Below are 14363 nucleotides of genomic sequence, written 5' to 3' on the forward strand. Positions count from 1 at the left end.
CCGACCTTCCCCGAACCGAGTGCAGACTGGAGACACCATGACCCCCACCCACATCGCCCCGACCTACGCCCTCGCCCGTCAGGGCCTCGATATGCGATTCCGCTTCGCCCGGCTCGTCGAGCGGTCGTGGCTCACCGAGGAGTACGTGCGGGTGCGCCTGCGCGGCGACGACCTCGTCGGCTTCGCCTCGCTGGGCGCCGACGACCACTGCCGCGTCTTCTTCCCGGCGGGCGGCGAAGAGCCCGCCTCCGTCGAGGAGATGCGCGCGGCGCCCAGTCGCGAGTACACGCCCTTCGCGTTCGGCGAGGACTGGCTCGAGCTCGAGTTCGCGATCCACGGTGAACCGGGCGACCGGGGCGTGGCCGCAGAGTGGGCGGCCACGGCGCCGCTCGGGTCTCTCGTCGGGGTCGGCGGGCCGCGCGGCTCGATGATCATCGAGGGGCGGCCGCAGGTGTGGTTCCTCGCGGGCGATGAGACCGCCGTGCCGGCGATCCGCCGCTTCGCGGCATCCATGCCCGCCGACGCCGTCGGCACCGTGCTCGTCGAGGTGCCCGACGCCGCCCGCGAACTCGCCGTCGAGGCGCCGGCCGGCGTGGGCGTGGAGTACGTGCACCGCGGCGACGCGCGCGGGGGCACGGCGCTGGCGGAGCGGCTCGACGCGCTCGGGGCGGAGCACCGGCCGGACGGCGACGTGTTCGTCTTCATCGCCTCGGAGCAGGCCATCGTCAAGACGGGCCGGGCGCTCGCTGTCGACCGCTGGGGGCTGGAGGCGGATCGCATCGTGGTGAAGGGCTACTGGAAGCGCGGCGACGTCGAGTTCCACGCCCCGCATTGAGCTGCCGCCCGGTGTCGGCGACCGGGCGTAGCCTGAACGGGTGCGTGCCGACACCGACCCGACCAGTGCCCGCGATCAGCTCGCGGCGCTCGTCGCGGCCGCCTCGGGGGCGAGCCCGGCGCCTCCCGCGCCGGGTGAGCGGCCGGCTGCGGTGCTCATGCTGTTCGGAGTGCTCGACGGTCGCCCGAGCGATCGCGCGGCGCAGGCGGGCGCGGTCTCCCGTGACCTCGACGTGCTGCTGCTCGCGCGCGCCCGCACGCTGCGGTCGCACCCGGGCCAGATCGCCTTTCCGGGCGGCCGTATCGACTCCGGTGACGCCTCACCCGTCGACGCGGCGCTGCGCGAGGCCGTCGAGGAGACGGGGCTCGACCCGGCCGGCGTCGACGTGCTGGGCGTGCTCGAAGACGTGCCGCTGCTGTACTCGGGGCACCGGGTCACACCCGTGGTGGCGTGGTGGCGTGCGCCGTCGCCGGTGGGGGTGGTCGACGTCGCCGAGTCGGCGGCGGTGTTCCGGGCGCCCGTGGCCGACCTGCTCGACCCCGCCCAGCGAGGTGTCACCGTGATCCGGCGTGACGGGCAGGAGTGGCGCGGCCCCGGGTTCCTCGTGCACGATCGCACCGGCGACCACCTCGTGTGGGGCTTCACCGGCATGCTGCTGGACGGCCTGTTCGATCGCCTGGGCTGGACGGAGCCGTGGGATGCCGCGAGGGAGTTGCCGCTCGAGTACCCGGTCGCCGAGGTCTGAGCGCGGCTCCGATGACGAGCAGCATGCGGGTGCTGAGCGCCGAGCAGGCGCGACGCATCATCGTGCGGGCGCAGCTGCTCGACGCGGACCGGCCGGGCGACGTCGTCGAGGTCGCCGAGCAGCTCGGCGCCGTCAAGATCGATCCGACCGCCACGATCGCCCCCGCCGAGCACACCGTGCTGTGGTCGCGCATCGGCTGGTCGTACGAGGCCGGGCAGCTCGTGAAGGCCGTCGAAGGCGACCGGCTGCTGTTCGAGTTCGACGGCGCCTTCCGCCCGATGAGCCTGCTGCCGCTCATGCTGCCGGCGATGAGACGCTGGCCGCGACGGGCGAGCAGCCGTCAGTGGCTGGAGGCGAATGCACGGTTCCGCGCCGACGTGCTCTCCCGCCTCGATGCCGAGGGGCCGCTGACGGCGGCGCAGATCCCCGACACCGCCCAGGTGTCGCGCGCCCCCGACGGATGGTCGGGCTCGAACCAGGTGCCGCACATGCTCGAGTTCCTGCTGCGACAGGGCGAGGTGGCTGTCGTCGGCCGCGAGGGGCGCACCCGCCGGTGGGACCTCGCGTCGCGCGTGTACCCGGCAGATCTCCCGGTGCTCGACGACGACGAGGCAGCGCGGCTCCTCGACGAGCGCCGGCTGCAGGCGGCCGGCATCGCCAAGCAGCGCTCGCCGTGGACGCCGGTCGGCGACGCCGGCATCCCGATCATGATCGAGGGGTCCCTGCGCCGCTACCGCGTCGATCCCGAAGCGCTCGCCGCCCTCGACGCCGACGAGGCGGCGGGAGCGGACCCGGGCGGACGGGTGGCGTTCCTCAACCCGTACGACGGCATGCTCGCCGACCGCCCGCGGCTGAGCGAGGTCTTCGGGTTCGAGTACGTGCTCGAGCAGTTCAAGCCGAAGGCCCAGCGCCGCTACGGATTCTTCGCCCACCCCATCCTCCTGGGCGATCGCTTCGTCGGGATGCTGGAGGCCGAGGTCGTCCGGGGGCGAGACGGCGATGGGGGAGGGCTCCGGGTCGACGCCGTGCACGAGTTCCTGCCGTTCGAGCCGGAGGAGCACGAGATGGTGCGCGCCGAGATCGACGAGCTCGCCCAATGGCTGGGCGTGGAGGTCACGGGGGCTGTGTGAGCGGCGCAGCGTGAGCGGCGCAGCGCGAGCGGGAGGGGAGCGCATCCTCCACTCCCCAGGGGTGCGCAGGGGCGGCTGCCTCCACATCGGGGGCTTCGCGCCGTCGTGGATGCCGTCTCCCGGCCAGGCTGAGCGGCATGACCGATATCGACTTCGACGTCCGCTTCCACGAACCTCTCCGCACCGATGACCAGCTGCGCCTCGCGCTCGAGGATCTCCTGCAGTGCGCGAACCTGCCGCAGCTGTGGTTCATCTTCCTCGACGAGGACCAGCACCTGGTCGGGCCCTTCATGCCCGGCGACGGCTACCCCGACGACCCGGCCCAGCCGGTCGACACCGACGACCTCGGCACGGTGCCCAGTGCCGAGGTGATGGCGGTGCGGGTCGGGATGATCGCCGAACTGGTGGGCGCCGCCCACGCGGTACTCGTCTGGGAGCGCCCGGGGCCCGACCGCCTCACCGAGGGCGTGCGCGCGTGGGTGCGCGCCGTCGCCGCCGCGTGCCTCGCGCGGGAGGTCTCGCTGCGCGCTCAACTCCTCCTCCACGACGACGGCCTGCGCATGCTCGTTCCCGACGACTGGGTGTAGGCGCGGCGGGTGCGGGGCTAAGGTGACCAGCATGCGCGAGCTGTTCCGTCGCAAGCCGGTCACCGCCCCCGCCGAACGCGTCGGCGGGCTCACGCGCGGGCTGGGCACCTTCCAGCTGGCGATGCTGGGGGTCGGAGCGACCATCGGCACCGGGGTCTTCTTCGTCATGCACGAGTCCGTGCCGCTGGCCGGCCCCGCCGTCGTGGTCGCGTTCGTCGTCGCCGGGGTCGTGGCAGGGCTCACGGCCGTCTGCTACGCGGAGCTCGCCTCGGCCGTGCCCGTCTCCGGATCCACCTACGCGTACGCGTACGCCACGCTCGGGGAGCTCGTCGCGATGATCGTCGCGGCGTGCCTCGTGCTCGAATACGGGGTGTCGGCCGCCGCCGTCGCCTCGGGCTGGAGCGGCTACCTCGATCGGCTCATCGGCGACCTGTTCGGCTGGCATCTGCCGCCCGCCCTCGCCGCCGGCCCGCTCGAGGGCGGCATCCTGAACCTTCCGGCCGTGCTCCTGGTGGGGATGTGCGCGGTGCTCCTCATCCGGGGCACGCGGGAGTCCGCGCTGGTGAACACGATCATGGTCGCCATCAAGGTGGGCGTGCTCCTCATGTTCGCGTTCATCGCGATCACCGCGTTCCAGGTCGACAACTTCGCCGACTTCGCCCCGCACGGCGCCGCGGGGGTGACCGCGGCCGCCGGCACGATCTTCTTCACCTTCATCGGGCTCGATGCCGTGAGCACCGCCGGCGACGAGGTGCGCGATCCGCAGCGCTCGCTGCCGCGGGCCATCATGATCGCGTTGGCCACCGTCGTGACCGTGTACCTGTTCGTGGCGATCGCGGCCGTCGGCGCTCAGCCCTGGCAGGACTTCGAGCGCGAGGAGCAGCAGTCGGCGGGCCTGGCCGTGATCCTCGGGGACGTGCTCGGCGCGACCTGGCCGGCGACCGTGCTCGCCGCGGGAGCGGTGGTCTCGATCTTCTCGGTCACCCTGGTGGTGCTGTTCGGGCAGACGCGCATCCTCTACGCGATCGGCCGCGACGGGCTCATCCCGAAGGCCTTCGCGCGGGTCGATCCCCGCACGCACACTCCCGTGTTCTCCACGGTGGTGTGCGCCGGCGCGATCGCGCTGCTGGCGGGGCTCGTGCCGCTGTCGAACCTCTGGGACCTCGTGTCGATGGGCACCCTCGTCGCCTTCATCGTCGTCTCGCTCGGCGTCATCGTGCTGCGCCGCACCCGCCCCGACCTCGAGCGCTCGTTCCGCGTGCCCGGCTACCCGGTCACGCCGATCCTGTCCATCGCCGCGTGCCTGTATCTCATCGCCGGGCTCGGCTGGACGACCTACGCGTGGTTCGCCGCGTGGGTGGCGGTGGTGGTCGCGTTCTATCTGCTGTGGGGCCGTCGTCACAGCGTGCTGGGCAGGTCCGCCGCGGCGGACGCGACGGGGTCGGAGGAGACGAACCAGCCGCTCGATCCGACCGCGTCGCCGTAGCGCGGTGCGTACTGGTCGAAGTACACCCGTGCGACGAGCTCGCGCCGGCTGGTCACCCCGGCCTTCTCGAAGATCGACTTCAGGTGATCCTGCACGGTGTACGGCGACACGTGCATGGCGGTCGCGATCTCCTTCGTATCCGCTCCGCGCAGCACGCTGGCCACGACGTCGCGCTCTCGCGCGGTGAGCCCGAACGCGGCCGCGACGAGGTCGATCACCTCCTGCGGACGGGCCTCCTCGATCGTCACCACGACATCTCCCGCCCGCTCGCCGGCCCCACCCAGGGGAGCCGCATGCAGCACCAGCCACACCCCGTCGCTCGTGCGGACGCGCACGCGCGGCATCCGATCGGTCTCGCCGCGCCCGAAGCGCCGCGCCCCGCTGACCAGCGAATAGACGCACGCGAGGGGATCACCGGTGCGGGGCACCGCCGCCATCCGCTCCAGGTGGGAGTGAGCCCCCGGGCTCGCCTGCACGAGCCGGTCGGCGGCATCGATGACGAGCACGGCCGGACCGGCGTGCGCCGCGCTGTCCGTCCGAGTCGTCTGCGAGAGCAGGCCCGCGCGGATTCCGCGTGTGAAGGCCGGTGCCGCCGAAGCGAGGAAGTCCAGCTCGGCCCGCGTGAACGGAGTGTCGTCCTGCGCACGGAACACGCACAGCGACCCCCACGCCCCGCTGCGGTCCGAGAAGACCACGCGCGCCTCGTCGCGGTAGTCGAAGCGGGGGATGAGGAGATCGGCCATGCGCACCGACTGATCGGTGTTCTCACCCAGTCGGTCGCGCACCCCCAGCGCCACCTGCCCGGCATCCACCATCGCGGTGATGGCGGTGGGGTCGTCGGCGCCGTACTCGATGCGGGCCCAGGTCACGTCGTCGGCGTTGCGTCCGTCGAGGTCGCCGAACTTGCGGGTGCTCGACACGAGCGAGGTGGCCGGGTCCAGCGTCGACAGGCATCCGGCGACGAACGGAACGACCCGCTGCAGCGCGACGGTGGCCTCGTCCATGAACCGATGAAGCGGCAGGCCGGCCCGCGACATCACATCGATGTCGCTGCGCGCGCGACCGACCGCCAATGCCGAGGTCATGGCATCAGTGTGCTCCCGCCCGGGGCGATCCCGCCATCCCAGGTATCTGGGAGAGCGGATCTCCCCTCACCGCTGGGATGGATGCCGCGACGCCGCAGCCTCCACACTGGGCGGCGCATCCATCGATGTTCGCCCGCCTTCCGGGCGCATCGCCCTCGAACAGGAGACCTCATGACCCTCGAGAACACGCTGGACCGCGCCGCCGGGCATCCGGGGCCGGGCCGTCCTCCCCTCCGCACCGCCGATCGACTGCGGCTGCTCCTCGGCGACCGGGCGGTGCTCGCGGGTCACGCCGACTACGACCGCATGCGCACCCCCTGGAACCTCGCCATCGATCAGCGTCCTTTCGCGGTCGTGCAGCCCGAGTCCGCGGAGGAGGTGGTGGACGCGGTGCGTGCGGCCGCGGCGTGCGGGCTCCGCGTCGCCGCCCAGTCCACCGGCCATGCGGCTGCGGCACTGGCCGACACCGACCTGTCGACCACGCTGCTGGTGTCTCTCGCACGGCTGCGCGGGGTCACCGTCGATGCCGAGCGTCGCACGGCGCGCGTGCTCGGCGGCACGGTGTGGAACGACGTGCTCGAGGCTGCTGCGCCCTACGGCCTGACCGCGCTGCACGGCAGTGCCGGAGACGTCTCGGTCGCCGGCTACAGCCTGTCGGGCGGTGTGTCGTTCTACGCGCGCCGACACGGTCTCGCCGTGGGCGCGGTGCGCGCGGCGCAGATGGTCACGGCCGACGGGACGCTCGTGCGCGCCAGCGCCGAGGAGAACCCCGACCTGTTCTGGGCGGTGCGCGGCGGCTCCGGAGCTTTCGGCGTGGTCGTCTCGCTCGAGATCGATCTGCTCCCGTACCCCGACGTCTACGCCGGCATGCTGATGTGGGATGCCGCACGTGCCGCCGACGTCGCGCACGCGTGGGCGCGCTGGACGGCGACCGCGCCGGAGAGCGCGACGACCGCTCTGCGCATCCTGCACTTCCCGCCCCTGCCCGAGCTGCCGCCGTTCCTCGCGGGACGCTCGCTCGTCGTGATCGACGGGGCGATCCTCGCGACCGATGAGGCGGCATCCGACCTCCTGCAGCCCCTGCGCGATCTCGCACCCGAGATGGACACGTTCGCGCGGATCCCGGCGGCCGGGCTCGTGCAGGTGCACATGGACCCGCCGGGGCCGACGCCCGCGCTCACGGGCCACGCGATGCTCGCCGGCCTGCCGGCCGAGGCGGTCGATGCGTTCGTCGCATCGGCCGCGACCCCGGGCCTGTTCATCGCCGAACTCCGGCACGTGGGTGCGGCCGCCGCTCTCCGGCCGGAGGGCGGCGGCGCGGTCGCCGCGCTCGAGGGCGACTACCTCGCGCACACCGTCGCGATGGTGCCCGCGCCCGAGGCCGCAGCCGGTGCGGTCGCAGCGACCTCGGCGGGAATCGCCGCCCTCTCCCCGTGGCACGCCGACGCGCTGGCGCTCACCTTCGTCGATGGCGGGGGAGCGAACCGCGCTCCCGGGTTCGGGGCGTCGCTGCCGCGATTGCGGGAGCTCAAGCACGCCTACGATCCGGAGGACCGGTTCGCCGCGGGGCAGCCGCTCTGACGCGATCGGAGCGGCTACGTCTCGACCGCGAACAGGGGATCGGTGGTCGGCTCCCCGGTGGGGGAGCCGCCCGCCGGCTCGACGGTCATCGCGATGACATCGCCCGCCTCGTAGTCCCCGTTCAGGAGCGTCGTCGTGGTGCCGTCGGGGCCGACATCGAAGGTTCCCGCCGAGACCGCGCCGTCGGGGCGCACGAACCAGAGCTCGTACGTCTGACCCACCGACGGTGCGTCGACGCCCTCCGTCACGAGCACCGCCTGCCCCTCCGAGGCCGACCAGTGCACGGTCGCCCGTCCGGCGGGGGTGAGCTCGGTGGTCGCCGACGCGGCGTCGGACGATCCCTCGATCTGCGCCAGGGCCACCTCGGCGGCGGGGCGGGTCAGCTGTCCGACGGCGACGACCGCCCCGATCCCGAGTGCGAGCACCAGCACCGCGCTCGCCGCGAGGGCGAACCACCGCGCGGTCGGCCGGCGCGGCGTCGACGGCGTGGCGGGCGCCGGGCCGGCCGCCGACTGCGGCTGTTCCGGTTGCGGCTGCTCCGGTTGCGGCTGCTCCGGCAGGGCGCCGGAAGAGATGCGGGCGAGCAGCGCGGCGCGGGCGGTCGCGGGCGGTTCCACGGGTTCCGTGGCGTCAGCGAGGCCCGCCGCAGCGTCGACGGCGCCCGCCACGTGGTGCGTCCACTCGGGGTGGTCGGCGAGGGCGCGCTCGAACGCGCGCTCGTCCTGGTCCGACAGCGCGTGCAGCGCATGGCCGGCGGCGAGCTCGGCGAACTCGGACTCGGTCATCTCGACACCCCCATCGCATCCCTCAGATTGTTCAGTCCGTCGCGCATCCGCGACTTGATCGTGCCCAGCGGCGCGCCCACGAGGGCGGCGATCTCGCTCTGGCTGTACCCGCCGTAGTAGGCGAGGGTGAGCGCCTCGCGCTGCGGATCGGGCAGCCGGGTCAGGGCGGCCGCCACCTGCGCGCCCTCGATGCGCAGCTGCACGCTCTCCTCGACGCTGTCATGTGGCGTATCGAGATCGCGCAGGCCCGCCCGCAGGTCGCGGCCGGCACTGGCCTGCGCGGCCCGCACGCGGTCGACGGCTCGGCGGTGGGCGATGGTGAGCAGCCAGGACCGGCCCTGCCCCCGTGCCGGGTCGAACCGCGCGGCGGCCTGCCACGCTTCGAGGAAGACCTCCTGGAGCACTTCCTCGCTCTGCGCCCGATCGACGAGCACCCGGACGATGAGTCCGAACACCCGGGCCGAGAGCATGTCGTACAGGCCGGCGAAGGCGTCCTGGTCGCCGTCGGCGACCCGCGTGATCAAATCGGCCACGTGATCGGGCGCGCGCCCGGATGAGCGCTCGGCGCCCTCGTCGGGCACTTCCACGCCGTCGATCACCATGTCCACCAGCATGCCGCAGGTCCCTCCTGCCTCGGGTGCGATGTACGGCGGTTCGGATTCGCGGTCGCCGTCAGTGGCCGCTGTGGGCGGGGGAGACCGACGACGGACCACCCTGGCCGGCCAGCGCGATGTCCTGAGCCGACCCCAGCACCGGGGTCACGATCAGGGCGATCACCGCCGCCACCACGGTCATCCGCACGACGGGCAGCGGTTGCCGGTGACGGTCCTGGCGCGCTGCACCCGCGGCGCCGATCGCCGTCACGGCCAGCAGCGCGATCCCGGCGGCCACCGCGAGCGGACTCGTCCGACCGGGCACCGTGAGCAGCGGGGCCGCCAGAGCCCCCATCCCCGCGATCGCTGTGGCGACCGCGGCGCGCGGCGCCGGCATCCACCCCCGTGCCAGCCCCGCGCAGCCCCATGCCAGCGCGGCAAGTCCCAGAAGTACGAGCGTCGCCCCCACCCCCCAAGCGGCGGGGGCGACGCCCGGCGAGGTGATCGTCGCGGCTCCCACGGCCGCTTCGATCAGCCCCGCGCCCCATGCGGTCGGCGCGGTCCACCACGGGGAGAACCCCCGGGCCCCTCCCTCAGCCGTCCGACGCATGGGAGTCACGCGGTCGCGGTGGTGCGCACCGAGCGCTCGGCGCCCAGACCCACGCCGAGGAGCACGATGGCGCTCGCCAGGTGCAGGAAGTGGTCGGGAACGTTCAGCGCCAGGATGTTCGCCGGCGTGCCGACGAGGAAGAAGCCCACGACGCCGAGCAGCAGGTACGCCGCGCCCACGACGGTGTTCACGGTCTTCGCCGAGCGGGCCCCCGCGAGGCCGGCGACCAGCAGGGCCCCGCCGATCAGCAGGTGGGCAACGTTGTGGAGCGGGTTCACGGCGAAGATACCCAGCAGCAGGCCGCCGTCGGTGGCGAGGAAGCCGACGCCGCCGGTGACGGCGAAGCCGAGCAGGCCGACCAGCACATAGACGGCGCCGAAGATCGTGCCGAAGAGGCGGTTGGGTGACGAGAGCATGGTTCCTCCTTCGATCGCGACACGGCGTGTGCCGCATCCACCTGTTCTTCGGAGGTGACGCGGAATCGGATGGGAGCCGATCGCGTCGGAGTCGCAGATAGACTGCCGTCTATGGATGCCCAGACGGTCGACCGATCTCTGGCCGTGCTCGCGGATCCGACCAGGGCACGCATCGTCGGCCTCATCCGGGATGCCGACGAGGAACGGGCGCTGGTCGGCGGGCTGGCGAAGAGCCTCGGTCTGACCCAGCCGACGGTGAGCCACCACATGCGGATGCTCCTCACGGAGGGGGTGGTGCAGCGCACGCGCGACGGCAGACGGGTCTGGTATTCGATCGACCCCGACGCTCGGGAGCGTGTGGCGGCGATGCTCGGCGCGCCCGCTGTGCCCCCGCGCACGCCCGACCTCGAGCGGATCTCGCGCGACCTCGCGCGCCGCTTCCGCGGCACGTTCAGCGCCGAGACGGTCGCGCACTACGTCGACGACAGCCATCGGCTGCTCGCGGCGAGGGGGCCGATCTCCCAGGTGGCCTCTCGCACGGCGGCGTTCGCCGCATCTCGCCTGGATGCCCTCGCCCGCGCCCGCCATCCGGGCGGCGGCGTGCCGGAGGTGCTGTTCGTCTGCGTCCAGAACGCCGGGCGCTCGCAGTTGGCGTCGGCCATCCTGCGCCACCTCGCGGGCGGCCGGGTGATGGTGCGCACGGCCGGTTCCGCGCCCGGGGGCGAAGTGCGCTCCGCGATCGTGACGGCACTCGATGAGATCGGTGTGCCGCTCGGCGGGGAGTTCCCCAAGCCGCTGACCGACGAGGCGGTGAAGGCGGCCGACGTCGTGATCACCATGGGCTGCGGCGATGCGTGTCCGATCTACCCGGGTCGCACCTACCTCGACTGGGAGCTCGCCGACCCCGTCGGTCGACCGCTCGAAGAGGTGCGGGCGATCCGGGATGACATCGACACACGGGTACGGGCGCTGATCGCCGATCTGGACATCGAACGTTCATCGAGGGCGGAGACGAAAGCATAGACATTGATCTATGCTTTAGCCATGAGCGAGCACGACAACGCGACCACGCCCACCGTCCTCTTCGTCTGCGTCCACAATGCCGGCCGCTCCCAGATGGCCGCCGGATATCTGCAGGCGCTGGCGGGCGACGATGTGCGCGTGTTCTCCGCCGGGTCGGCGCCGAAGGATCAGGTCAACCCCGTCGCGGTGCAGGCGATGGCGGAAGAGGGCATCGACATCGCCGGCAACACGCCGAAGGTGCTCACCATCGACGCCGTGAAGGAGTCCGATGTCGTCATCACGATGGGCTGCGGCGACGCGTGCCCGATCTTTCCCGGCAAGCGCTACGAGGACTGGGAGCTGGACGACCCGGCCGGCCAGGGCATCGAGGCGGTACGTCCGATCCGCGACGAGATCCGCCGGCGCATCGAGGGTCTGATCGACGACCTGCTGCCGGAGAACGCGGCGCGATCCTGACCACGCGCGCCGGCGCGTTCAGTGGTTGCGGAGCGCGTCGATGAGGGCCTGCTTGTTCTTCTTCGAGTACCCCGTGAGGCCGAGCTCCTTGGCCCGCTTCTTCAGTTCGGGTACCGTCCACTCGTCGTAGCTGCCGGATTCCCCGCCCTTCTGCGCGGTCTGCCGCCTTCCGGACGTCGTGCCGCCCGCGGCGTTCGAGATCCGCGCAGCCTTCTCCTTCGACGCGCCGTCCTTGCGGAGCGCTTCATACATCTCCGGGTCTTTGAGCCGTGAGTCCTTGCCGCGTGGCATCCTCTGCTCCCTTCCGTGTTCCGCGCTGTTCGTCCTCCGCCCGCCGGGCGATGGGCCCGGTGCGTGGCGGCAGGTGCGGGATGGGCACCGGACGGGTCGCCGACCGGCCCTTCTCAGCCATCGGCGATGATCCCTGCTGCGATGAGCTCCTGGCGGAGGGTCTCCTCGAAGTCGTCGCCGAACTCGTCGTCGAGGTCGGCGTGGTCGTCGGGTGCGGGGCCGACGGTGCGGCTCGCTCCGCTGTGTTCCAGGATGCTCATATCGATCACTTCTCCGCGTCAGGGCTCTGCGACGGGCCCTATCGTGCTCATTGTGCAGACACGAGCGGATGTGCGGACGGGGGTTGACATTCGCGCACCGGGGTGCGCCGGCTGGGTGGGTGCGGGACGGTGCCTCTGGGCTTCACCGCGGCCCGTGGTTCGTCATCGCCTTCGCCGCCGGCCGGCTCCGGTACCGATGAGAAACCGCATCGTCAGCCTTCGCACCGAGCGAGGATGGACGCAGGCGGACCTCGCCCTTCGCGTCGGTGTGTCACGGCAGTCGATCAACGCGATCGATACGGGGAAGTTCGACCCGAGCCTGCCGGTCGCATTCCGCCTCGCCGACCTCTTCGGGGCGAAGATCGAGGACATCTTCACTCACGACGGCTGAAGCGGCGTCGCAGCAGCGTGACGGCGCCGGGGAGATCGGCCCGATCGGCCCAGATCCGCGCGCGGTGGTGACCGGCGTGCGCGCGGTCGTCGACTCTCCACTGCACCGTCCTAGGGGGGTAACCTTGCGGTCATCACTCAGGGGGGATCGTGAAGCGGCGAAACGCGAAGCACCTCATCAGCGAAGACGAGCAGATTGCCCGATACGCGTACGTCTTGGGAAATGTGCCAGCCGCGATCGCGGACAAGGCGTACTCGGGCGCCTTCCAACGACTCGCGGCGCCGCAGCGGGAGCGCTTGATGCAGGGGCTGCGCGAGCAGCTTCCCGCAGGCATACAAGAGACGGCATCCGACGATCCGGAAGCGTTCGCGACACTGATGCGCAATCTGCACGCCCGCCACGCAGTCGTGACCGTGCCTGGCGCCGCTGACCTGGCGGCCGCGTTCGTCACAAGCCCTCCGGTTGTGGCCTATTTCACGACGGGCGCAGGTTCGGTGGTGATAGACCAGCACCCGCCTTGGCTGCACGAGATTGCCGGACACGAAACGGCGCCGATAGACGCCGGGCGGAACAGAAGCTTCAACGGCCCGCAACGCTGGGCCTGATCGCCGAGCGAGGCGGCACGGGATAGCGCACTCACGCAGCGCGGCGCAGCAGGCTGCCCATATCACTACCGCCATTCGCAGGCTCGTTGAACCCGCGCGGACGTGGATTGGCCTCGCACGTGCAGACCGGCACGATCGGAGGAGATCGAGGCGGGGAGAGCCCCGCTGCACGTCGTCCTTCTACACTCGGCTCATGCAGACGCACGACGTGGTCGTGATCGGTGCCGGGCCTGCCGGCCTGCGGTGCGCCGCCGAACTGGCGGGCCGCGGCCGCGAGGTGGTCGTGCTCGAGGCCGACGATCGCGTCGGCGGACGCCAGCGCACCGATCGCGTGGACGGCTTCACGCTCGACCGCGGGTTTCACGTCTTGAACACCGCCTATCCGGCCGTCCGGGCCTCGGTGGACGTAGATGGCCTCGCGGTGCGGTCGTTCCCGGCGGCGGTCCGGGTGCGCCGCGCAAACGGCTCCTGGGCGACGATCGGGCACCCGCTTCGGCATGCGAATCTGCTTCCCGCGACGCTGGCAAGCGGTCTTGTGACACCGCGTGACGTCGTCGCGCTTCTCCGGTGGCTCGGCCCGATCGTCGTCCGTCCGCGCGCCGCGGTGACGCGCACGGACCAGAGCGTGGGCGAGGGCTGGAACGCCGCGGGGCTTACCGGGTCGTTGCGCACCGAGCTCCTGTCGCCGTTCTTTTCGGGTGTTCTGGCGGACGCGTCGGAATCGACGTCCGACACCTACGTGCGCCTCCTCGCCCGATCGTTCCTGCCGGCAGCGGCAGGACTGCCCCGGGAAGGGATCGGTGCGCTGCCGAGAGCCCTTGCCTCGCGCGCTCGAACCGCGGGAGCCGATATCCGGGTCGGCCGTGCCGTCAGCCGCCTGCGGCGGCGCGAGAATCGGTGGGAGGTGCGCGCGCTCGGCGAGGGACGACTCCTCGCGCGCGACGTCGTCGTCGCGGTCGGCGCGGAGGCTCTCGACGTGCTCGTGGACGTACGTGCCCCCGCCACCCGAGGGCTGCAGACATGGTGGTTCGCGACCGAGCAACCCCCGGCATCCGCCCTTCTGACGGTCGACGGCACTCGCGACGGTCCTATCGTCAATTCGCTGGCGATCTCCGCTGCGGTGCCTCAGTCGGCGCCGCCGGGCCGTCACCTGATACAGGCGACCTGCCTGTGGACGCCGGAGCGTGTCGCGAACGAGCGCGAGGTGCGCGCCCAGCTCTCGCACGTGTGGGGCCGGGCCTCGACGACGTGGGAACTCCTCCGGCGCGACGACATCCCACACGCACTCCCCGCGCTGCCGCCACCCATGCGGCGGCGGTCGCCCGCCCGCATAGGCGACGGGCTGCACGTCGCGGGCGACCACCGCGAGACGCCGTCGATACAAGGCGCGCTCCTCTCGGGGATGCGGGCGGCGAAATCCGTGCTGGCGTCACCGGTGCGGGATTGACGCAGCCGTCAGCGTCGCCCGCCTGAATGGAGCCACC

18 protein-coding genes are annotated in these 14363 nt (G+C 72.2%); 11 read left to right on the plus strand and 7 right to left on the minus strand.

Annotated features, from left to right (window positions below):
- Positions 1-37: 37 nt before the first annotated feature.
- The 5 genes from HQM25_RS04580 to HQM25_RS04600 all read left to right on the plus strand — a co-directional run bounded on the left by HQM25_RS04580 (position 38) and on the right by HQM25_RS04600 (position 4783).
- Positions 38-835 carry a siderophore-interacting protein gene (locus HQM25_RS04580; RefSeq protein ID WP_172989172.1) on the plus strand — a complete coding sequence of 266 codons (798 nt, stop codon included), beginning with the start codon at positions 38-40 and terminating at the stop codon, positions 833-835.
- Positions 836-875: 40 nt separating this feature from the next.
- On the plus strand, positions 876-1580 hold the full coding sequence (locus tag HQM25_RS04585; protein ID WP_254359549.1) for an NUDIX hydrolase: 705 nt from the start codon (positions 876-878) through the stop codon (positions 1578-1580).
- 11 nt (positions 1581-1591) lie between these two features.
- Entirely contained in the window at positions 1592-2710 is a 1119-nt protein-coding gene (locus HQM25_RS04590; RefSeq protein WP_438803620.1) for a DNA glycosylase AlkZ-like family protein, read from the plus strand.
- A 137-nt stretch (positions 2711-2847) separates the two neighbouring features.
- On the plus strand, positions 2848-3297 hold the full coding sequence (locus HQM25_RS04595) for a hypothetical protein (RefSeq protein ID WP_172989173.1): 450 nt from the start codon (positions 2848-2850) through the stop codon (positions 3295-3297).
- A 31-nt stretch (positions 3298-3328) separates the two neighbouring features.
- Positions 3329-4783, plus strand: coding sequence for an APC family permease (locus HQM25_RS04600; RefSeq protein WP_172989174.1), 1455 nt, complete (start codon positions 3329-3331; stop codon positions 4781-4783).
- Here HQM25_RS04600 and HQM25_RS04605 read toward each other — a convergent pair.
- Positions 4696-5868 (minus strand): helix-turn-helix transcriptional regulator, encoded by a 1173-nt coding sequence (locus HQM25_RS04605; RefSeq protein ID WP_172989175.1) that lies wholly within the window; start codon positions 5866-5868, stop codon positions 4696-4698. The two genes, HQM25_RS04600 and HQM25_RS04605, sit on opposite strands and share 88 nt — an antisense overlap.
- Before the next feature lie 171 nt (positions 5869-6039).
- On the opposite strand from HQM25_RS04605, the gene HQM25_RS04610 reads away from it, so the two are divergent.
- On the plus strand, positions 6040-7449 hold the full coding sequence (locus HQM25_RS04610; protein ID WP_172989176.1) for an FAD-binding oxidoreductase: 1410 nt from the start codon (positions 6040-6042) through the stop codon (positions 7447-7449).
- Between the two features lie 14 nt (positions 7450-7463).
- Here the strand turns inward: HQM25_RS04610 and HQM25_RS04615 are convergent, their stop codons facing one another.
- From HQM25_RS04615 to HQM25_RS04630, 4 genes are read right to left on the minus strand one after another with little or no spacing between them, the layout of a single operon-like run.
- Positions 7464-8234 carry an anti-sigma factor gene (locus tag HQM25_RS04615; protein ID WP_172989177.1) on the minus strand — a complete coding sequence of 257 codons (771 nt, stop codon included), beginning with the start codon at positions 8232-8234 and terminating at the stop codon, positions 7464-7466.
- The gene (sigK, locus tag HQM25_RS04620) at positions 8231-8848 is read right to left on the minus strand and encodes an ECF RNA polymerase sigma factor SigK (RefSeq protein ID WP_172989178.1); all 618 of its coding nucleotides are present in this window, start codon (positions 8846-8848) and stop codon (positions 8231-8233) included. Before sigK ends, HQM25_RS04615 begins: the two co-directional genes overlap by 4 nt.
- A gap of 58 nt (positions 8849-8906) precedes the next feature.
- Complete coding sequence (locus HQM25_RS04625) at positions 8907-9437, minus strand: hypothetical protein (protein ID WP_172989179.1); 531 nt, start codon at positions 9435-9437, stop codon at positions 8907-8909.
- A 5-nt stretch (positions 9438-9442) separates the two neighbouring features.
- Positions 9443-9853, minus strand: a complete 411-nt coding sequence (locus tag HQM25_RS04630) for a DUF4383 domain-containing protein (protein WP_172989180.1) — start codon at positions 9851-9853, stop codon at positions 9443-9445.
- A 111-nt stretch (positions 9854-9964) separates the two neighbouring features.
- Between HQM25_RS04630 and HQM25_RS04635 the strand changes: the two genes are divergently transcribed.
- A complete protein-coding gene (locus HQM25_RS04635; RefSeq protein WP_172989181.1) occupies positions 9965-10876 on the plus strand; it encodes a metalloregulator ArsR/SmtB family transcription factor in 912 nt (303 codons plus the stop codon).
- A 21-nt stretch (positions 10877-10897) separates the two neighbouring features.
- Positions 10898-11332, plus strand: coding sequence for an arsenate reductase ArsC (locus HQM25_RS04640; protein ID WP_172989182.1), 435 nt, complete (start codon positions 10898-10900; stop codon positions 11330-11332).
- 18 nt (positions 11333-11350) lie between these two features.
- On the opposite strand, the gene HQM25_RS04645 is transcribed toward HQM25_RS04640, so the two are convergent.
- The gene (locus HQM25_RS04645; protein WP_172989183.1) at positions 11351-11623 is read right to left on the minus strand and encodes a DUF7218 family protein; all 273 of its coding nucleotides are present in this window, start codon (positions 11621-11623) and stop codon (positions 11351-11353) included.
- Positions 11624-11736: 113 nt separating this feature from the next.
- Positions 11737-11883, minus strand: a complete 147-nt coding sequence (locus HQM25_RS04650; RefSeq protein WP_172989184.1) for a hypothetical protein — start codon at positions 11881-11883, stop codon at positions 11737-11739.
- A gap of 196 nt (positions 11884-12079) precedes the next feature.
- Between HQM25_RS04650 and HQM25_RS04655 the strand changes: the two genes are divergently transcribed.
- The 3 genes from HQM25_RS04655 (at position 12080) to HQM25_RS04665 (ending at position 14326) form a co-directional block, all read left to right on the plus strand.
- On the plus strand, positions 12080-12274 hold the full coding sequence (locus HQM25_RS04655) for a helix-turn-helix transcriptional regulator (protein ID WP_172989185.1): 195 nt from the start codon (positions 12080-12082) through the stop codon (positions 12272-12274).
- Positions 12275-12423: 149 nt separating this feature from the next.
- Entirely contained in the window at positions 12424-12879 is a 456-nt protein-coding gene (locus HQM25_RS04660; protein WP_172989186.1) for a hypothetical protein, read from the plus strand.
- Positions 12880-13072: 193 nt separating this feature from the next.
- Positions 13073-14326, plus strand: a complete 1254-nt coding sequence (locus tag HQM25_RS04665; protein ID WP_172989187.1) for an FAD-dependent oxidoreductase — start codon at positions 13073-13075, stop codon at positions 14324-14326.
- Positions 14327-14363: the final 37 nt, after the last annotated feature.

Origin of the sequence: Microbacterium hominis (assembly GCF_013282805.1) — a bacterium.
Classification (GTDB): domain Bacteria; phylum Actinomycetota; class Actinomycetes; order Actinomycetales; family Microbacteriaceae; genus Microbacterium; species Microbacterium hominis_B.